This is a genomic window from Actinophytocola sp. (genome assembly GCF_036402745.1).
Taxonomy (GTDB): Bacteria; Actinomycetota; Actinomycetes; order Mycobacteriales; family Pseudonocardiaceae; genus Actinophytocola.
On the sequence record NZ_DASWSJ010000043.1, the window covers coordinates 39,182 to 57,202 of the forward strand.

General features: G+C 72.4%; 17 protein-coding genes. 8 read left to right on the top strand and 9 right to left on the bottom strand.

All coding sequences use genetic code 11. The annotated features are described in order from the left end of the window. Positions 1 to 9 precede the first annotated feature (9 nt). Positions 10 to 2,205: a hydantoinase B/oxoprolinase family protein gene (locus tag VGD70_RS04580; protein WP_331078420.1), complete on the bottom strand. Its 2,196-nt coding sequence runs from the start codon at positions 2,203 to 2,205 to the stop codon at positions 10 to 12. Between the two features lie 145 nt (positions 2,206 to 2,350). Continuing rightward, positions 2,351 to 4,456, bottom strand: coding sequence for a hydantoinase/oxoprolinase family protein (locus tag VGD70_RS04585; protein WP_331078422.1), 2,106 nt, complete (start codon positions 4,454 to 4,456; stop codon positions 2,351 to 2,353). Between the two features lie 156 nt (positions 4,457 to 4,612). On the opposite strand from VGD70_RS04585, the gene VGD70_RS04590 reads away from it, so the two are divergent. The 8 genes from VGD70_RS04590 to VGD70_RS04625 are packed head-to-tail and all read left to right on the top strand — an operon-like array spanning position 4,613 to position 13,821. After that, entirely contained in the window at positions 4,613 to 6,211 is a 1,599-nt protein-coding gene (locus VGD70_RS04590) for an acyl-CoA carboxylase subunit beta (protein WP_331078424.1), read from the top strand. Between the two features lie 6 nt (positions 6,212 to 6,217). Then, positions 6,218 to 8,164, top strand: a complete 1,947-nt coding sequence (locus VGD70_RS04595) for a biotin carboxylase N-terminal domain-containing protein (protein WP_331078426.1) — start codon at positions 6,218 to 6,220, stop codon at positions 8,162 to 8,164. Then, entirely contained in the window at positions 8,161 to 8,919 is a 759-nt protein-coding gene (locus VGD70_RS04600; protein ID WP_331078428.1) for an enoyl-CoA hydratase/isomerase family protein, read from the top strand. Before VGD70_RS04595 ends, VGD70_RS04600 begins: the two co-directional genes overlap by 4 nt. Continuing rightward, positions 8,919 to 9,698, top strand: coding sequence for a TIGR03084 family metal-binding protein (locus VGD70_RS04605; protein WP_331078430.1), 780 nt, complete (start codon positions 8,919 to 8,921; stop codon positions 9,696 to 9,698). Before VGD70_RS04600 ends, VGD70_RS04605 begins: the two co-directional genes overlap by 1 nt. Continuing rightward, positions 9,695 to 11,455 carry an acyclic terpene utilization AtuA family protein gene (locus tag VGD70_RS04610; protein ID WP_331078432.1) on the top strand — a complete coding sequence of 587 codons (1,761 nt, stop codon included), beginning with the start codon at positions 9,695 to 9,697 and terminating at the stop codon, positions 11,453 to 11,455. Before VGD70_RS04605 ends, VGD70_RS04610 begins: the two co-directional genes overlap by 4 nt. After that, positions 11,448 to 12,209, top strand: coding sequence for an enoyl-CoA hydratase/isomerase family protein (locus VGD70_RS04615; protein WP_331078434.1), 762 nt, complete (start codon positions 11,448 to 11,450; stop codon positions 12,207 to 12,209). Before VGD70_RS04610 ends, VGD70_RS04615 begins: the two co-directional genes overlap by 8 nt. Before the next feature lie 50 nt (positions 12,210 to 12,259). Next, positions 12,260 to 12,865 carry a helix-turn-helix domain-containing protein gene (locus VGD70_RS04620; RefSeq protein ID WP_331078436.1) on the top strand — a complete coding sequence of 202 codons (606 nt, stop codon included), beginning with the start codon at positions 12,260 to 12,262 and terminating at the stop codon, positions 12,863 to 12,865. Then, positions 12,862 to 13,821 carry a D-2-hydroxyacid dehydrogenase family protein gene (locus VGD70_RS04625; protein ID WP_331078438.1) on the top strand — a complete coding sequence of 320 codons (960 nt, stop codon included), beginning with the start codon at positions 12,862 to 12,864 and terminating at the stop codon, positions 13,819 to 13,821. The genes VGD70_RS04620 and VGD70_RS04625 overlap by 4 nt, the downstream gene beginning before the upstream one ends. A 37-nt stretch (positions 13,822 to 13,858) precedes the next feature. Here VGD70_RS04625 and VGD70_RS04630 read toward each other — a convergent pair whose 3' ends face one another. The 7 genes from VGD70_RS04630 to VGD70_RS04660 all read right to left on the bottom strand — a co-directional run bounded on the left by VGD70_RS04630 (position 13,859) and on the right by VGD70_RS04660 (position 18,016). Next, the gene (locus VGD70_RS04630) at positions 13,859 to 14,824 is read right to left on the bottom strand and encodes a pirin family protein (RefSeq protein ID WP_331078440.1); all 966 of its coding nucleotides are present in this window, start codon (positions 14,822 to 14,824) and stop codon (positions 13,859 to 13,861) included. 36 nt (positions 14,825 to 14,860) lie between these two features. Continuing rightward, positions 14,861 to 15,190 (bottom strand): GNAT family N-acetyltransferase, encoded by a 330-nt coding sequence (locus VGD70_RS04635; RefSeq protein ID WP_331078442.1) that lies wholly within the window; start codon positions 15,188 to 15,190, stop codon positions 14,861 to 14,863. A 20-nt stretch (positions 15,191 to 15,210) separates the two neighbouring features. Beyond that, positions 15,211 to 15,597 (bottom strand): DUF4180 domain-containing protein, encoded by a 387-nt coding sequence (locus VGD70_RS04640; protein ID WP_331078444.1) that lies wholly within the window; start codon positions 15,595 to 15,597, stop codon positions 15,211 to 15,213. Positions 15,598 to 15,677: 80 nt separating this feature from the next. After that, the gene (locus tag VGD70_RS04645) at positions 15,678 to 16,268 is read right to left on the bottom strand and encodes a DUF402 domain-containing protein (protein ID WP_331078446.1); all 591 of its coding nucleotides are present in this window, start codon (positions 16,266 to 16,268) and stop codon (positions 15,678 to 15,680) included. Positions 16,269 to 16,285: 17 nt separating this feature from the next. Further along, positions 16,286 to 17,236, bottom strand: a complete 951-nt coding sequence (gene ccsB / locus VGD70_RS04650) for a c-type cytochrome biogenesis protein CcsB (RefSeq protein WP_331078448.1) — start codon at positions 17,234 to 17,236, stop codon at positions 16,286 to 16,288. After that, positions 17,236 to 17,643, bottom strand: a complete 408-nt coding sequence (locus VGD70_RS04655) for a hypothetical protein (RefSeq protein WP_331078450.1) — start codon at positions 17,641 to 17,643, stop codon at positions 17,236 to 17,238. The genes ccsB and VGD70_RS04655 overlap by 1 nt, the downstream gene beginning before the upstream one ends. Further along, positions 17,636 to 18,016 (bottom strand): hypothetical protein, encoded by a 381-nt coding sequence (locus VGD70_RS04660; protein ID WP_331078451.1) that lies wholly within the window; start codon positions 18,014 to 18,016, stop codon positions 17,636 to 17,638. The genes VGD70_RS04655 and VGD70_RS04660 overlap by 8 nt, the downstream gene beginning before the upstream one ends. Positions 18,017 to 18,021 lie beyond the last annotated feature (5 nt).

Here is an 18,021-nt window from a genome sequence, read left to right on the forward strand (position 1 = left end):
CGCCGAACCTCACGGCTGGCCCAGGGCCGGCGCCGGCAGTACCTCCAGGTCGGAGGTGGCCACGTCGACGCCGAGCACGCCGGCACACGAGCCGCAGTAGTACTCGCGCAGCACCACGCCGGGCTCCTCGTGCCGTTCCTTGACGTACATGTCGAGGTGCTCGTAGCGCTCGTGGATCGGGTACTCGCGGCCGACCGCGGCCTCGGCGGTGCGCCAGTTGCCGGTGCTCGTGCCGAACGACTCGCCGCAGTAGCCGCACACCCACTGCCGGGACCCGTTGGTGCCGCGCAGGATGACCGCCGCGCCGACGCTGGCCGGGGGCTGGAGCGCAGCAGTCGGCGCGCGGCCGATCCGCTCCTCGCGGATCTCGTTGCGGCGCTTGGTGGTCGCCTCGACGTCCACCTCGCCGCCGTCGTCGAGGACGACCCCGTAGGCGTTGCGGATGTGCTTCGCGGTGACGTAGCCGTCGGCGAGGTCCTGGGCCACCCGCTTCGCCGGGCGCAGCAGCGGGTCGCCGACGCCGCCACCGCCGCCGGAGAGCCACACCTGCACCTCGTGCCGCTTCACCGACATGTGCCCGACCTTCGACCGGATGGTGATGTCGTCGCCGGTCAGCGCGTCCCGGGTGGGCAGCCTGCCGGCGGCGAGGAGGTCGGTGACGTTGGTGTTGCGCACGGGGTAGTAGGTGCCCGACGCGGCCGGGTAGCCACCGCCGAACCCGCGCGGCGGCACCTCGGCGCACGCGTTGAAGCCCGGGCCGGCCATCTCGTCGGTGTAGTGCAGGGTGAAGCCCTGCTCGATGCCGCCGCCACCGCGGAAGTAGCCGGGGCCGCCGGAGTTGGGCGCCAGCCGCCGCCACAGCCACAGCACCGGGTCCATCGACTCGTGGGTCTCCACGTCGGCGATGCCGCAGCCGGTCATGCAGGTGAGCCCGTACGCGTCCTGACCGTCCATGATGGACTGCGCACCGCCGCCGGACCCGCACGCGTTGTCCACGTAGAACACCACGGACGTGCCGCCGAACTGGTTGGGGCCGAACAGGTTCACCGCGGGGAAGCCGTCCTGGCACTGGCCGGCGAGGCGGCCGCGGATCTCCGGGTCGTCGGACAGCGCCATCGCCTGGGACAGCGTCTCCTTGGCCAGCTTGCAGGCCCGCATGCCGACCTCGGAGTGCGCGTTGCTGCACGGCGCGGGGTCGGTCGAGTTGACGATGGTGCCCGGCTCGCCGACGTCGATGGTGACCGGCCGCCACATGCCCGCGTTCACCGGGAAGTCGCCGTAGACCATCATCACCATGATCGCGGTCATCGTCTGGCCGGCCATCGCGTCGGCCGCGGAGTTGACGAACGCGTCGATCTGCTGCACACCCGAGAACTCGAACCGCAGGTCACTGCCGGACACGGTCATCTTCAGCCGCATGTCGAGCAGCTGGTCCGGGCCGTCGTGGCCGTCGAACTCGTTCCAGTCCGCCGACTCGTAGACGCCGTCGGGCAGCCGGGAGATGCGCTCCCGCAGCAGCTCCTCGCTCAGGTTCTTGTTGATCTCGCACAGTTCCCGGTAGCCCTCGAGGCCGAACTCGTCGATGATCGAGTTGAGCCGCTGGTTGGCCACCACGTTGTTGGCCGCGATCATCGAGCGGATGTCCGACAGCACCGCGGCGGGCGCGCGCACGTTGGCGCCGATGAACCTGGCCCACTCGGAGTCGATCTTGCCGTTCTTGATGATCTTCACCGGCGGGAAGCGCAGGCCCTCCTGGTACACGTCCCGCGCGCCCGGCGCGTAGCCGGACACGCCGACGCCGCCGATGTCGAGCACGTGCATGTTGGCGAAGCCCCAGCCGACCAGCTCGTCGTTCTTGTAGAACATCGGCATGATCACGCCGACGTCGGCCTGGTGCATGGCGCCGCCGGCGCGCGGGTCGTTGGTGATGTACCCGTCGCCCGGCTTGAGGTCGCCGATGCCGCCCAGCTCCATGATGGACCGGACGCCACCGCGCGAGGAGCCGATGTGGAACAGCACGTAGCCGGAGAAGCCGAGCTGGTCGGGGACGGTGTCGAAGAAGCAGGTGGAGAAGTCCTTGGCCTCGTAGACCACCGGCGAGGTGGAGGTGCGGACCATGGCCAGCGCCATCTCGTTGGTGAGGTTCTCGACGGCCTTGCGGTGCACCTCGGCCGTCACGACGTCGTAGTCGCGCATGGTGGTCATGACTGGTCCGCCTCCCCGGAACTAACACTCGTGGTCACTTTTGGTCGGCGCCGTCCGGTTGGGCACGTGCCGGTGGCTGGGTTGCGTCCCGTTCCCCTTGGGTGCGGTTGGCAGACACCTGGGGTTGGCACAAGGGGTGTCATGTCTAGGCCTCTTCCCGGGTCATGACGTAGTTGCCGAAGCCGTCCCTGGTCACGTGGGTGCCGGGCGGGGCGAAGATCGTGGTGTCGTTCTCGTCGATGATCGCCGGCCCGCTGCACTCGGTGCCCGGCGTGAACTTGCCGCCGTCGTAGGTCGGGATCGTCTGCCACTCCTGCAGCATCGGGATGTAGACCCGGCGCTCGCCCTTGCGCACCTCGTCGAGCGGCGTCGGGCTCAGCGCCAGCTCGGGCATCGGCGGCCGCGGCTGCGGGCCGGTGACGGTGACGGTGTAGTTGAGCAGCACCTCGGGCACGCCGGCGAACGCGGTGCCGATGCCGTAGACCCGTTCGTAGAGCTCGTAGAACCGCTCGGCCAGCTCCTTGGTGTCCTCCGGGGTGAGCGAGCGGTCGGGCAGCGGCAGGGTCAGCTCGTAGACCTGGCCCTCGAACCGGAAGTCGGCGCTGCGCGCGGTGGTGATCTCCTCGGCGGCGAAGCCCTCCGCCCGCATCTCCTCGTGCGCGGTCGCGAGCAGCCGGTCGGCCACCTCGTTGACCCGGGCCACGTCGTCGGGGTTGGTGAGCTTCCAGTCCACCGTCTGGTCTTTGCGCAGCACGAAGTCCGACGTCAGTGCGCCGAGCGCGCAGAACACCGAGCTGTTCTGCGGGATGACGACGGTGGGGATCTTGAGCCGGTCGGCGATCTGCGAGGCGAACAGCGGCAGCGTGCCGCCGTAGGCCAGGAAGGTGAAGTTGCGCGGGTCATAGCCCTTGCCGACGCTGACCTCGCGGACCGCGTGCGCCATGTTGACCACGACGAGGTCGTGCACGGCGGCCGCGGCACGCTCGGCGGACCAGTCGAAGTGCTTGGCGAACTTGGTCTCCAGCGCCTGGCGGGCCAGGTCGACGTTGAGCCGCATCCGGCCGCCGAGGTAGTTGTCCGGGTCGATGAAGCCCATCAGGGTCATGGCATCGGTGACGGTCGGCTCGACGCCGCCCTTGCCGTAGGCCGCCGGTCCCGGGGTCGAGCCGGCGCTGTGCGGGCCGACCTGCGGGATGCCGCGCTCGCTGACCCACGCGATGCTGCCGCCGCCCGCGCCGACCGACACGACGTCGACGAGGTTGACGCCGGTCTGCAGCTGGCCGATCTCGAGGTTCTTCTGGGTGTGGACCTCGTTGTCGTTGATGATGCCGGTGTCGAAGCTGGTGCCGCCCATGTCGCCGAGCAGGACCCGCTTGTAGCCCAGGCGCTTGCCCAGCTCGTTCGCGCCGAGCGCGCCGCCGGCCGGGCCGGAGCCGAGCAGGGCGAGCGGGTGTTCCTTCGCGCGTTCCTTGCTGATCCCGCCGCCGAGACCCTGCAGGAACACCGGCGGCTGGGGGAGCCCCGCGCCGGCGAGCTTGTCGGCGATCGAGTCGATGTAGGTGCGGGCCTGGTCGTGCACGAAGCAGTTGAGGACCGCGGTGGTGAACCGGCGGGTCTCGCCGCGGACCGGGAACACCCGGTGCGACGGCGTGACGAACAGGTCCGGGTAGCGCTGCTGGATGATCTTCTCCGCGCGCAGCTCGTGGTCGCCGTTGAGGTGGCTGGACAGGAAGCACACCGCGATCGACGCGACACCCTCCTCCTCGACCAGCCGCTGGGCCTCGCGGGCGATCTGCTCCTCGTCGAGGGGCACCACGACGTCGCCGGCGTAGTTCACCCGTTCGGTGATCTCCGAGATGGCCGAGCGGGCCACGATGTCCGGCACGTTGGTCTGCAGGTGGTCGTCGGCCACGTTGAGCCGGGGACCGCCCGCGATCCGGAACACGTCCTTGAAACCGGCGGTGACCAGCACGCCCACCTTCGAGCCGCGCAGCTGGGTGATGATGTTGGTGACCACGGTGGTGCCGTTGATCAGCATGCGCCCCTGGGGCATCAGCTCGGACAGCTCCATGCCGAGCTCGCCGGCCGCGACGCCGATGGCGGACAGCACGCCCCGGCTGAAGTCGTCGTAGGTGGTGAGGGCCTTGCCTCTGACCAGGCGCTCGCCAGAAACGACTGCCACGTCGGTATGGGTGCCGCCGACGTCGACGCCGATGAAGGCTTGCGGGCTCGTTCCGGACGGGGTCGTCATCGTCTCCTCCAGCTCGTGGGAAGCCAGCCGCCGTATGTGAATGCTGGGTAACATAGCTCACCGATGAAGGGGGCGTCTAGCGGTTGTTTCTGCGATACGCTACCGATCGCCTGTGAATGACCGATAACATCGGCTCGACTGGGAGGAGGTTCCGACGTGCCGGTACTCCGGTCCGCTCTGGACACCGGCGGCGAGCTGTTCCGGAACAACCGGGCCACGCAGCTCACCGCGATCGCCGCGCTGGACGAGCAGCTCGCGCTGGCGCGGGCGGGCGGTGGGGAGAGGTACGCGGCGCGGCACCGCTCGCGCGGCCGGCTGCTCGCCCGGGAACGGATCGAGCTGCTGCTCGACCGGGACGCGCCGTTCCTGGAGCTGTCCAGCCTCGCCGCGTGGGGCACGGAGTTCACCGTCGGCGCGAGCATCGTCACCGGCGTCGGCGTGGTGTCCGGCGTCGAGTGCGTGATCATCGCGCACGACCCGACCGTGCGCGGCGGCGCGATGAACCCGTACACGCTGCGCAAGACGTTGCGGGCGCTGGAGATCGCCCGGCGCAACCGGCTCCCGGTGATCAACCTGGTCGAGTCCGGCGGCGCCGACCTGCCGTCCCAGTCCGACCTGTTCGTGCAGGCGGGCAAGATCTTCCACGACCTCACCGAGCTGTCCGCCATGGGCGTGCCCACGATCGCGCTCGTGTTCGGCAACTCCACCGCGGGCGGTGCCTACGTGCCCGGCATGTGCGACTACTCCGTGCTCGTCGACGGGCAGGCCAAGGTGTTCCTCGGCGGCCCGCCGCTGGTGAACATGGCCACCGGCGAGGACGCCGACGACGAGCAGCTCGGCGGCGCGGAGATGCACTCGCGGGTGTCGGGCCTCGCCGACCACTTCGCCGTCGACGAGCGGGACTGCGTCCGGCTGGGCCGCCAGATCGTCTCGGAGCTGAACTGGCGCAAGCTCGGGCCCGGGCCGTCGCGGCCCGCCGACCCGCCCTGCTACGACCCCGAGGAGCTGCTCGGCGTCACCTCCGGCGACCTGCGGGTGCCGTTCGACCCGCGCGAGGTGCTGGCCAGGGTGCTGGACGGCTCGCGGTTCGGCGAGTACAAGCCGCGCTACGGCACGAGCCTGGTCACCGGGTGGGCGTCCGTGCACGGGTTCCCGGTCGGCGTGCTGGCCAACGCGCGGGGCGTGCTGTTCAGCGAGGAGTCGAAGAAGGCCGCCGAGTTCATCATGCTGGCCAACCAGACCGACACCCCGCTCGTGTTCCTGCAGAACACCACCGGCTTCATGGTCGGCACCGCCTACGAGCAGGGCGGGATCATCAAGGACGGCGCCAAGATGATCAACGCGGTGACCAACAGCTCGGTCCCGCACATCACGATCAACATCGGCGCGTCGTTCGGCGCCGGCAACTACGGCATGTCCGGCCGCGCCTACGATCCGCGGTTCATGTTCGCCTGGCCCAACTCCAAGCTCGCGGTGATGGGGGCGACCCAGCTCGCCGGCGTGCTGTCCATCGTGGGCAGACAGGCCGCGGCCGCGGCCAGCCGCGCGTTCGACGAGGCGGCCGACGAGGAGCGCCGCGCGTCGATCGAGGCGCAGATCGAGCGCGAGTCGCACGCGTTCTTCGTCACCGCGCGGCTCTACGACGACGGCGTGATCGACCCCCGGCACACCCGCAGCGTGCTCGGCATGGCGTTGTCCGCCGCGCACTCGGGCCCGGTCGAGGGCCGGCGTGGCTTCGGCGTCTTTCGGATGTGAGGGCAGATGTCGCGTATTCGCAGACTGCTGGTGGCCAACCGCGGTGAGATCGCCTCGCGGGTGATGCGCACCGCGCGGGCGATGGACATCGCGTGCGTCGCCGTGCATTCCGACCCCGACGCGGACGCGCCGTTCGTGGCCGACGCGGACGAGGCGGTGCGGCTGCCCGGCTCGACGCCCGCCGAGACCTACCTCGACGTCGGCAGGATCATCGCGGCGGCGCGGGCCACCGGCGCGGACGCGGTCCACCCCGGATACGGCTTCCTGTCGGAGAACGCGGGGTTCGCGCGTGCGTGCGCCGCCGAGGGGCTGGTGTTCGTCGGGCCGTCGCCGGAGGCCATCGAGTCGATGGGGTCCAAGATCGCGGCCAAGGACCTGATGTCCCGGGCCGGCGTGCCGGTGCTGCCCGGCGTCACGGTCACCGACTCGACCGACCTCGCCGCGGCCGCCGCCGAGGTCGGCTTCCCGGTGCTGGTGAAGGCCGCGTTCGGCGGCGGCGGGCGGGGGATGCGGGTGGTCCGCGACCCGGCTTCGCTGGCGGCGGCGGTGGCCGGGGCGCGGCGCGAGGCGGCGTCGGCGTTCGGCGACGGGACGGTGTTCCTCGAGCACTACGTGGAGGCGCCGCGGCACGTCGAGGTGCAGATCTTCGGCGACGCGCACGGGAACGTGGTGGGCCTGTTCGAGCGCGAGTGCTCGATCCAGCGGCGGTACCAGAAGATCATCGAGGAGGCGCCGTCCCCGGCCGTCGACGACTCGCTGCGCGCGGAGCTGACCGCGGCCGCGGTGGCCGCGGGCAAGGCGATCGGCTACGTCGGCGCCGGCACGGTGGAGTTCGTGCTGGCCCCCGACGGCCGGTTCTTCTTCCTGGAGGTCAACACCCGGCTGCAGGTGGAGCACCCGGTGACCGAGCTGGTGACCGGGCTCGACCTCGTGCGGCTGCAGCTGCTGGTGGCCGAGGGGCGGCCGCTGCCGGCCGAGGTGCTCACCGCCGAGCTGCGCGGACACGCGGTGGAGGCGCGGCTGTACGCGGAGAACGTCGCGGCCGGGTTCCTGCCGGTGTCGGGCACGCTGCACCGGTTCGCCGTGCCGGCGCTGCCGGGCGTGCGGGTGGACGCCGGGGTCGCGGACGGTTCGGTGGTCAGCACGTTCTACGACCCCATGCTGGCCAAGGTGATCGCGTACGGCCCCACCCGCGAGGACGCGTGCCGCACGCTGGCCCGCGCGCTCGCCGACGCGCGGCTGCACGGCGTGACCACGAACCGGGACCTGCTGGTGGGCATCCTGCGCGAGGCGGAGTTCCTGGCGGGGGACATCGACACCGGCTACCTGACCCGGCACGACGCGGCCACTCTGTCCACACCGGACACCGTGCCGGCCGTCCACGCGGTGGCGGCGGCGCTGGCCGGGCAGGCGGCCCGGCGCGTGGCGGCGGAGGTGCTGACCACGCTGCCGCCGGGCTTCCGCAACGTCCCCAGCGAGGCGCAGGTCACGACGTTCGAGTCGGCCGAGGTGCGCTACACGCAGACCCGCGCGTGGGTGGACGGCGAGGAGCTGCCCGAGCTCCGGATCGTCCGCGTGGAGCCGGCCCGGGTCGAGCTGGAGGTGGCCGGCGTGCGGCGCGTGTGCCACGTCCACCAGGTCGGCACCGTGTTCTATGTGGACAGTCCACTCGGGGCGTCCGAGCTGGTGGAGCGGCCGCGCTTTCCCGACCCGGACGCCGTCGCGCACGTCGGGTCGTTGCTGGCGCCCATGCCGGGGTCGGTCGTGTCGGTGGCGGTGGCCGAGGGCGACCACGTCGTGCGGGGGGCGGCGGTGGTCGTGCTGGAGGCGATGAAGATGGAGCACACCGTGCACGCGCCGGCCGACGGCGTGGTCAGCGCGATCGAGGTGGCGGTGGGCCAGCAGGTCGACACGGGTGCCGTGCTCGCCGTCATCGACGAGGAGGACGCGTGACCGTTCGGTACGAAGTAGACAGTGGGGTCGCCTGGCTCACCATCGACCGGCCCGAGGCGCGCAACGCGTTGAGCAAGGAGGTCCGGGACGGGCTGTGGGACGGCTTTCGCGGGTTCGTCGCGGACGACGACGCCAAGGTGCTGGTGCTGACCGGCGCGGGGGACAAGGCGTTCTGCGCCGGCGGGGACCTCAAGGAGATGGCCGAGACCGCGCTGGAGATCCCGCCGCCGGACTTCCTGCCCCAGCCCGGGCGCAACATCGACGTGCCGAAGCCGACCATCGCCGCGGTCAACGGGGTCGCCTTCGCCGGCGGGTTCCTGCTCGCGCAGAACTGCGACCTGTGCGTGGCCGCCGACACCGCCCGGTTCGCGATCTCGGAGGCGAAGGTCGGCCGGGGCGCGCCGTGGGCCGCGCCGCTCCCGTGGCTCGTTCCCCCGCGCGTGGCGATGCAGATCCTGCTCACCGGCGACCCGATCTCCGCCGCGCGCGCCCACCAGCTCGGCCTGGTCAACGAGGTGGTGCCGCTCGCCGAGCTACGCCAGGCCGCCCAGACGCTGGGCGAGCGGATCGCGGCGAACGCCCCACTGTCGGTCGCCGCGGCCAAGCGGACCGTGCGGCTGGTGGCCGAGCACCCGCTGGCCGCGGCCTACGAGCTGGCCGAGGAGATCTGGGCGCCGGTCTACCGGTCCGCCGACGCGCAGGAGGGGCCGGCCGCGTTCCGCGAGAAGCGGCCGCCGGTCTGGAAAGGACGCTGATGGCCGTCTCGATCGACGAGCTGCTCGACGACGTCACCGCGGAGACCGCCGTGGTCGACCGGATGCTCGACCCGCTGTCGCCGCGGGAGTGGGAGCTCGCGACCCCCGCCGCCGGGTGGGCGATCCGCGACCAGGTCGGCCACCTCGCCTACTTCGACGAGACCGTGGCGCTCGCGGTCACCGACGAGGCCGCGTTCCGCACCTGCGCCGCCGAGGCGATGGCCCGCGGCACCGACTTCGCGAACGAGATCGCCAAGGACTACCGCACGATGCCCGCCGGCGAGCTGCTCACCTGGTTCCGCAAGGCCCGCGCCGCGATGCTCTCGACGTTCCACGCGGCCGACCCCGCCAGGAAGGTCCCCTGGTACGGCCCGTCGATGAGCCTCGCGTCCTCCATCACCGCACGGCTCATGGAGACCTGGGCACACGGCCAGGACATCGCCGACGCGCTCGGCGTCACCCGCGCGCCGACCGTCCGGCTGCGCCACATCGCGCACCTCGGCGTGCGGACGCTCCCGTTCAGCTTCACCGTCCGCGGCCTGCCCGTGCCGGACCGGCCCGTGCGGGTCGAGCTGACCGCGCCCGACGGCGACACCTGGACCTGGGGCTCGGGCGCGGACTCGGTGACCGGCGACGCGCTCGACTTCTGCCTCGTGGTCACCCAGCGCCGCAACGTCGCCGACACGGGCCTGCGCGTCGCCGGGCCGGTCGCCACCGAGTGGATGGCCGTGGCGCAGGCGTTTGCGGGACCGCCCGGTCCGGGGAGGCCGGTGACATGAGGTGTCGCGCGGTCCGGATCGGCAACTGCTCCGGCTTCTACGGCGACCGGCTCGCCGCCGCCCGCGAGATGGTCGACGGCGGCCCGATCGACGTGCTCACCGGCGACTACCTCGCCGAGCTGACGATGCTGATCCTGTGGAAGGCCAGGCAGAAGGACCCCGCCGCGGGGTACGCCAGGACGTTCCTCACCCAGATGGAGCAGGTCCTCGGCACCTGCCTCGACCGCGGCATCAAGGTCGTCAGCAACGCGGGCGGGCTCAACCCGGCCGGCCTCGCCGAGGCACTCACCGCTCTCGCCGGGCGGCTCGGGCTGCACCCGCGCATCGCCTGGCTCGAGGGCGACGACCTCCTCGGCCGGCTCGACGAGCTCCGCGCCGCGGGCCACCCACTGTCCAACATGGACACCGGCGAACCGCTGGCCGGTATCGAGCCCGTGTCGGCCAACGCCTACCTCGGCGGGTGGGGCATCGCCGAGGCACTCGAGGACGCCGATGTCGTGCTGTGCCCCCGGGTCACCGACGCGTCGCTAGTCGTCGGGCCGGCCGCGTGGTGGCACGGCTGGGAGCGCACCGACCTCGACCAGCTCGCCGGCGCGGTGGCGGCCGGGCACGTGATCGAGTGCGGCCCGCAGGCCACCGGCGGCAACTACTCGTGGCTGCCCGAGATCACCGACCGGCGCTACCCCGGCTTCCCGATCGCCGAGGTCGAGGCGGACGGCAGCGCGGTGATCACCAAGCACGACGGCACCGGCGGGCTCGTCTCACCGGGCACGGTCACCGCGCAGCTGCTCTACGAGATCGCCGAGCCCGCCTACGTCAACCCCGACGTGGTGGCGCACTTCGACACGCTGCGGCTCACCCAGGACGGGCCCGACCGGGTGCGGATCGCCGGCACCCGCGGCAGCCCGCCGCCGGACACGCTCAAGGTCGCGATCAACTACCTCGGCGGCTACCGCAACACGATGACGCTGGTGCTCACCGGGCTCGACATCGAGGCGAAGGCGGCGTGGGCAGACCAGCAGCTGTTCGAGATCCTGGGGGGCAAGGAGGCCTTCGCCGAGGTCGACGTGCGGCTGCTGCGCTTCGACCAGCCCGATGCGCCGACCAACGAGCAGGCCACCGCGCACCTGCGGATCACGGTGAAGGACCCCGACCCGCGCAAGGTCGGCCGCGCGTTCTCCAACGCCACCATGGAGCTCGCGCTCGCCGGGTACGCCGGCTTCCACACCACCACGCCGCCCACGCCGGAGAGCGCGTACGGCGTGTACTGGCCCGCGCTCGTGCCGCGCGACGCCGTCGAGCAGGTGGTCGTGACGCCCGACGGCAGCCGGCACCCGGTCCCGCACAGCCCGGCCGGCGTCGTCGATCCGCTGCGGCCGGACCCGGTGGACGGTCCGATCCCGAGCGGCCCGACCCAGCGGGTGCCGCTGGGCCGGATCTGCGCGGCCCGCTCCGGCGACAAGGGCGGCAACGCCAACGTCGGCGTGTGGACCCGCACGGCGCAGGAGTACCGCTGGCTCGCCGCGACCCTCGACGTCTCCCTCTTCCGCGCGCTCGTGCCCGAGACGGCCGGCCTCGAGGTGCGCCGGTACGCGCTGCCCAACCTGAACGCGCTGAACTTCGTCGCCGTCGGCCTGCTCGGCGCCGGCGTCGCCGCGGCGACCCGGCCGGACCCGCAGGCGAAGGGACTGGGCGAGTACCTACGCTCACGGCACCTGGACATTCCGCGGACCTTGTTGGGGAGCGCCGATGGCTGAGCTGACCGTCACCGACGCGGGCGCCGTGCGCACGCTCGCGATCGACCGCCCGGACCGGCTCAACGCGATGACCGACACCGCCGCGCGGGCCATCGAGCTGGCGCTGCGGGACGCGGCCGCGGACGAGACGGTCGGCGCTGTCGTGCTCACCGGGGTCGGCGAGCACTTCTCCGCGGGCGGCGACGCGCACACGATCCTCGACACGATCGCGAGCACCGACGACCGCGCGCTGCTCGACCTGATGCGGTCGTTCCACCGGCTCATCGAGGAGGTGTGGAACTCCGCGCTGCCGGTCGTGGCGGCCGTGTCGGGGGTGGCCTACGGCGGCGGGTTCAACCTCGCGCTGGTGTGTGACCTCGTGGTGTGCGCGCCGGACGCGCGGTTCTGCGAGGTGTTCCTGCGCCGCGGCCTCGTGCCCGACGTCGGCGGCGCGTGGCTGCTGCCGCGGGCGGTCGGCCTGCACCGCGCGAAGGAGCTGATGCTGCTCACCCCCGAGCTGTCCGCCGCCGACGCGCACCGGTGGGGCATCGTGAACGCCGTCGCCGACGACCCGCTCGCACACGCCACCGAGCTGGCCACCCGCCTCGCCGCCGGCCCGCGGCTGGCGACCTCGCTGACGAAGAAGCTGGTCAACGCCAGCACGACCGGCGACCTGCACTCCTCGCTGGAGCTGGAGGCGGTGACCCAGGCACTGGCGCTGACCGGCAAGGACGCCCGCGCCGGCTTCGAGAAGTTCCTGCGCAAGTCCGAGTAGTAGGGTGAGCACCAAGTTAACGCGGGTTCACTTGGCGGGAAGGGGCCGGGGTGAGTGAGGTGGCCGAGGAGCCGGTCCGCACCCGGGATCCCGCACGCAAGGAGCGGATCCTGTCGGCGGCCGCCGACCTGGTGGCCCGGCGCGGGTACCACGCGGTCGCCATGGCCGACATCGGCGCGGCGGCCGGGGTCACGGGTTCGGCCATCTACCGGCACTTCGAGAGCAAGTCGGCCGTGCTGGTGGCCCTGTTCGACCGCGTGATCGACGCGCTGCTGAGCAACGCCGGCCGGATCGTCGAGGAGGCCGCGGAGGAGCGCGCGGCGCTGACGTTGCTGGTGCGCGACCAGGTGTCGTTCGCCATCGATGACCGCGAGGTGCTCCAGGTCTACATGCGGGAGATCAACAACCTGCCCGACGAGGACCGCCGCCGGCTGCGCCGCAAGCAGCGGCTCTACCTCGAGGAGTGGGTGCACGTGCTCGGCGAGCTGCGCCCGGGCCTGCTCGACACCGAGGCGCGGGCCCTGGTGCACGCGGCGATCGGCGGGATCCAGTCGGTGCTGCACTACCGCAGCGGCCTGCCCGACGACCGGCTCGCCGAGCTGGTCACCGGTGCCGCGCACGCGACCCTGGGCGTGCCCGTAACCTCGACCGCGTGAGGGTTGCCGTACTCGACGACTACCAGCGCGTCGCACTGTCCTATGTGTACTGGACGGAGCTGCCCGCCGGCGTCGAGGTGACGCCGTTGCACGAGCACGTCGCCGACCTCGACGAGCTCGCCGCGCGGCTCGAGCCGTTCGACGTCGTGGTCGCGATGCGGGAGCGCACCGCGCTGCCCGGCGCGCTGCTGGAACGGCTGCCCCGGCTCAGGCTGATCGTCACCACCGGCATGGTCAACGCGTCGATCGACCTCGCCGCGGCGGCGTCGCTGGGCATCACCGTGTGCGGCACGGCGGCGACCGGCGCCTCGACCGTGGAGCTGACCTGGGCGCTGATCCTGTCGGTGGTGCGGGGGATCGCGTCGGCGGACTCCGCGGTGCGCCAAGGTGTGTGGCAGTCCGGCACGGTCCCGGGCGGTGACCTGGCCGGCAACACCCTGGGCGTGGTCGGGCTGGGCCGCATCGGGTCGCGGGTGGCCGTGATCGGGCAGGCGTTCGGCATGCGGGTGCTGGCGTGGAGCGAGAACCTCACCGCCGAGCGCGCGGCGTCGGCGGGCGCCGACCTGGCTTCCTCGAAGGAGGAGCTGCTGTCGGCGGCCGACGTCGTGACCCTGCACCTGAAGCTGAGCGACCGGACCCGCGGCATCGTCGGCGCGGCGGAGCTGGCCCTGATGAAGCCGACGGCGTACCTGGTGAACACCTCGCGCGGCCCGCTGGTCGACGAGCAGGCCCTGGCCGCCGCGATGGCCAGGCGCGAGATCGCCGGCGTGGCGCTCGACGTGTACGACACCGAGCCGCTGCCACCCGGCCACCCGCTGCTGGACCTGCCCCACTCCGTGCTGACGCCGCACCTGGGCTACGTGTCCCGCACGGGCTTCGACGTGTTCTACCGCGAGATCGTGGCCGACATCGCCGCCTTCCACGCGGGCTCGCCGGTCCGGGTCGTCACGCCGTGAGGTAGCGGCCCGGACGGCGTCGGGTCACCGGATCCGGTTACCCCCGATGGCCGTGCCGGCGCGGGGTGAGCCGGACGTTCGGTAGGTCGGGGGCGGGGATCCGGGCGCCGCCGTGGCCGTGGACGGTGCCGAAGCGGGTCTGGCCCCGCGCCTCCCAGTCGGCGCGCGCGGCGGCGATCTCGTCGTGGCTGCGGCCCACGAAGTTCCACCACATGACGAGCTCGTCCGGGAACGGCTCGCCGCCGAGCAGCAGCGCGCGCACCGGCCGGCCATCGGTGGCCAGGGCGAGCTCCGCGCGTCCGGTGCCGAGGTAGAGCATGCGCCCGGCGGGCACCGCGACGCCCGAGACGACGAGCGTGTCGTCGATCGCCAGCAGCGCGTGCTCGAAGTCCGGGCGCAGCGGGACGGTGGTGGCGGCGTGCGCGGCCACCCGCAGGTCCGCGCCGAGCAGCGGCGTGTGGACGGTGGCCGGCGAGGAGACGTCGCCGACCGTGCCGACGAACACGGTGGCCGTGACGCCGCCGTGGGCGTAGGTCGGCAGCTCGACGTGCTGCTCGAACGCGGGTGCCATGCCGGCCTTCGCCGCGGGCAGCGCCACCCACAGCTGCATCGCGTGCAGGGGCGCGCCGTCGTCGATGGAGATCTCGGAGTGGGCGACGCCGTGGCCGCCGGTCATCAGGTTCAGCTGGCCGGGCCGGACCAGCACGTCGCTGCCCACGCTGTCCCGGTGGTGGATCTGCCCCGCGAGCAGCCAGGTGACGGTCTGCAGCCCGGTGTGCGGGTGCGGCAGCACGCTCATCGGCGTGCTGTTGGGCCCGAACAGGTCGAGGAAGCACCACGCGCCGACGGTGGGCAGGGTGCGCTGCGGCAGCAGCCGGTCCACGCGGATCCCCCGCAGGCCACCGAGCGGCACGTCCCGCGGCGCGAACACCAGGGCGACCGCGTGGTCGTCGGCGGCGGTCCGGCAGACGAGCACGTCGGGGTGGGAGTCCAGGTTGCTCAAACTACCTCCGGGATGTTGCTGGTGCCGCGTCCCGGCTCAGGACTGACTCTCCGGGGGAGCCTCGATGTGGCCCTTGTACTTGTCGACGTTCTTGCGCAGGTACGCGGAGATGAACGGGCACAGCGGCACGATGACCTTGTCCCGGGCCACCGCGTCGTCGAGTGCGCCCGAGGCCAGCACCTTGCCCAGGCCCCGGCCGGCGAAGGCGTCGTCGACCTCGCTGTGGGTGAACACCACCCGGTTGCCGCTGTCGTGGTACTGGGCGAACCCGGCGAGCTTGTCGCCGACGTAGAGCTCGTAGCGGTACTTCTCGGCGTTCAGCTCGACCCGGGCGTCCTGCGTGTCCGCCGCCGGTTCCTCGGCCATGGCACCTCTTCTCGTGGGCTCTACCGCGATCGTCCCAGAGTTCGCGCCGCCGTGCGCAGCCGCTCGTCGAGCTCCGCGTGGTCGGCGAGGAACCAGATGTCGGTGCCCTTGTTGATCTCGTGGACGAACGCCCGGAACGAGTCGCTCGCCAGGTGCGTGGTGATGTCGCCCAGCACGACCAGGCGGATGCGGTAGGCGCCGAACTTGCGCACGACGTCGCCGGCGACCCCGGTGCTGAGCGTGAAGAACCGCGCGTCCACCCGGTCGGCCGGCACGACGACGGCCGACGCCTGCTCGTTGAACGCCGCGCCGACCAGCTCGACGGCGTCGCTCTCGCTGCCGAGCGCCGGCTCGTCCGGCTCGACGGTCAGCACCCGCACCCCGTGCGTCTCCGAGATCGTGTTCATACCCGCAGTGTCTCCGGATCGGACCGCGCGCGCCACCGAGTAACTCCGTTGGGCCACAACGAGGTCAGCCCGGCACGAGGTCAGCCCGGCACGGTGATGACCGGGCCCAGCGGGGAGGGCAGGGCGGCGAGGGCGCGCAGGCGCTGCGGCGGGAAGTCGACCCAGTCGTCGACGGGGTCGCGGGCGGCGTGCAGGTGGCGGTCGAGGAAGCGCTGCCAGCGGCGGAGCCCGTCGATGGCGGTGCGGACGTCGAGCCGGCCCTCGTCGAGGGCGTCGGCGTACTCGTGGAGGTCGAGCAGCCGCTGGTGCCGGCCGTCGGTGGGCACCATGACGTCGACGTAGAGGTCCCGCAGCACGACCGAACCCTCGGCGCTGCTGACGTGGATGAGGTCGACGTACCAGGTGCTCGGCTCGCCGCGGTCGGCGTCGATGCCGGCGATCTCGCCACCGTCCGGGGTGCGCATCCGCCGCCAGCACGGCCGGGCCATGCTCACGCCGAGGTCCAGCAGCACGAACACCCGCTCGAGCAGCGTGCGGCCGGGCCACGGGACGAACCGGTCGGGTAGCTGGAACTCGTAGGCGAGGGTGTCGCCGATGCGCACACCCGGCAGCGGGCCGAACGGCGGCACCGGATCCCCATGGGCGCCCCGCCAGACCTCGACGTGCTTCATGGATCATTCCTACACGCTCAGCCGCCCGCGTAGGAGTGCAGTCCGGCCACCACCAGGTTGACGAAGAACAGGTTGAACAGCACCACGACGAGCCCCGCGAGGTTGAGCCACGCGGCGCGCCGGCGCTGCCAGCCCGCGGTGGCCCTGGCGTGCAGGTAGGCCGCGTAGCAGACCCAGGTGACGAACGCGACCGTCTCCTTGGGATCCCAGCCCCAGTACCGGCCCCACGCCGACTCCGCCCAGATCGCGCCGGTGACGATCGCGAAGGTGACCGTGAGGAAGCCGAACACCCCGCTGCGGTAGGCGAGCCGGTCGAGAAACTCCGGCGCCGGCAGCCGGGAGGCCTTGGGCCCGGGCTGGGTGCCAGGATGATCGGCGCGGTACTCCGCGAGGAGGTGCAGCCCGCTCGTCACGCCGGACACGAGGAAAACGCCGCTCGCCATGATGGCCGCGGCCACGTGGATGACGATCCAGTACGAGCGCAGCGCCGGCTGCACCGCGGCGGCCTCGGTGTAGAGGAGGTTGCCGGCGAGGAACAGCACGAGCGCGACGGGCAGCAGCACGAACACCGCGATGCGCCGCACGGGATGCCGGCGCAGGACCGACAGCCACGCGCCGACCGCCACGAGGCCGAACGCGGACAGGTACTCGTACATGTTGCCCCACGGGACCCGCGCGGTCGCGAACCCGCGCAGCACCACCGACGCCAGGTGCAGCAGCGCGCCGAGCACGGTGACCGAGACACCGACCCGGCCCAGCCGGTCGCCGAGGGGCAGTGCCGTCGTGGGTGCCGGTGCGAGTGCCGGCGTGGGTGCCGTCGCGGGTGCCGGTGCGGCGCCGGCCATGGCGGGCTGGCTGGCCGGCCGGCGGGCCAGCACGTACTCGGTGGCCGACAGCAGGGCGGCCAGCATGTAGCCGCCGACCGCGCTGGTGAACAGCCAGTCGCTCAGCACGGCGGGGCTCGGCATCACGACTCCGGCCGGGCGGTGGTGCGCAGCCACCACAGGCCGAGCAGCGGCAGCACGGCGGGCACGTAGCCGTAGCCCTGGCCGTAGTCCGACCACACGGTGGCGTCCGGAAACGCTTGCGGGTCAACGAGGCTGAGCGTGCCGACGGCCAGCACGCCGACCAGCTCGACCACAATGGACACCGTGGCCACGCGGCGCGAGGTGCGGTTGCCGCGGGCCAGGCACACGGTCGCGACGAGGTAGACCACCGCGGCGAACGCGGACAGCAGGTAGGCGAGCGGCGCCTCGCCGAACCGGGTGCCGAGCTGCACCGCCGAGCGCGCGGTGGCGGCCAGCGCGAACACGGCGTAGACCGTGATCAGGATCCGGCCGGGGCCCGACCGGGTGCGGGTGGCGAGGTCAGACATGGGCGTCCCACACCTGGCCGAGCCGCAGGATCATCACCGGGATCGTGAGGCAGCCGATCACCAGCACGCCCGGGCCCCAGCGGGTCCGCTCGGCGAGTGACCAGAGCGCGGCCAGCGGGATGATCACCAGCGGCCCGACGAGGTAGCCGAGGAACGAGAGCTTCTCGACGTCGCGGTCGGTGGTGAACAGCTGGACCACGCCGACGACCGCCTGGCCGAGCAGGCCGAGCTCCAGCAGTGCCAGCACGCCGAGCAGGCCCACCCCGTGCCAGCGGTCGGGCCGCACCGGGCGGCCGGCGATCATCAGCACGACGGCCCACAGCGCGGCGCCGAGCGCGACGAAGGTGAGCGTCGTCGAGAGGACATCGATCACGGTGC

Coding starts and splice junctions, on each gene's coding strand:
- VGD70_RS04580 (WP_331078420.1), bottom strand. CDS start 2,205: ATGACCACCATGCGCGACTACGACGTCGTGACGGCCGAGGTGCACCGC.
- VGD70_RS04585 (WP_331078422.1), bottom strand. CDS start 4,456: ATGACGACCCCGTCCGGAACGAGCCCGCAAGCCTTCATCGGCGTCGAC.
- VGD70_RS04595 (WP_331078426.1), top strand. CDS start 6,218: ATGTCGCGTATTCGCAGACTGCTGGTGGCCAACCGCGGTGAGATCGCC.
- VGD70_RS04605 (WP_331078430.1), top strand. CDS start 8,919: ATGGCCGTCTCGATCGACGAGCTGCTCGACGACGTCACCGCGGAGACC.
- VGD70_RS04610 (WP_331078432.1), top strand. CDS start 9,695: ATGAGGTGTCGCGCGGTCCGGATCGGCAACTGCTCCGGCTTCTACGGC.
- VGD70_RS04615 (WP_331078434.1), top strand. CDS start 11,448: ATGGCTGAGCTGACCGTCACCGACGCGGGCGCCGTGCGCACGCTCGCG.
- VGD70_RS04635 (WP_331078442.1), bottom strand. CDS start 15,190: ATGGCCGAGGAACCGGCGGCGGACACGCAGGACGCCCGGGTCGAGCTG.
- VGD70_RS04640 (WP_331078444.1), bottom strand. CDS start 15,597: ATGAACACGATCTCGGAGACGCACGGGGTGCGGGTGCTGACCGTCGAG.
- VGD70_RS04645 (WP_331078446.1), bottom strand. CDS start 16,268: ATGAAGCACGTCGAGGTCTGGCGGGGCGCCCATGGGGATCCGGTGCCG.
- ccsB (WP_331078448.1), bottom strand. CDS start 17,236: ATGCCGAGCCCCGCCGTGCTGAGCGACTGGCTGTTCACCAGCGCGGTC.
- VGD70_RS04655 (WP_331078450.1), bottom strand. CDS start 17,643: ATGTCTGACCTCGCCACCCGCACCCGGTCGGGCCCCGGCCGGATCCTG.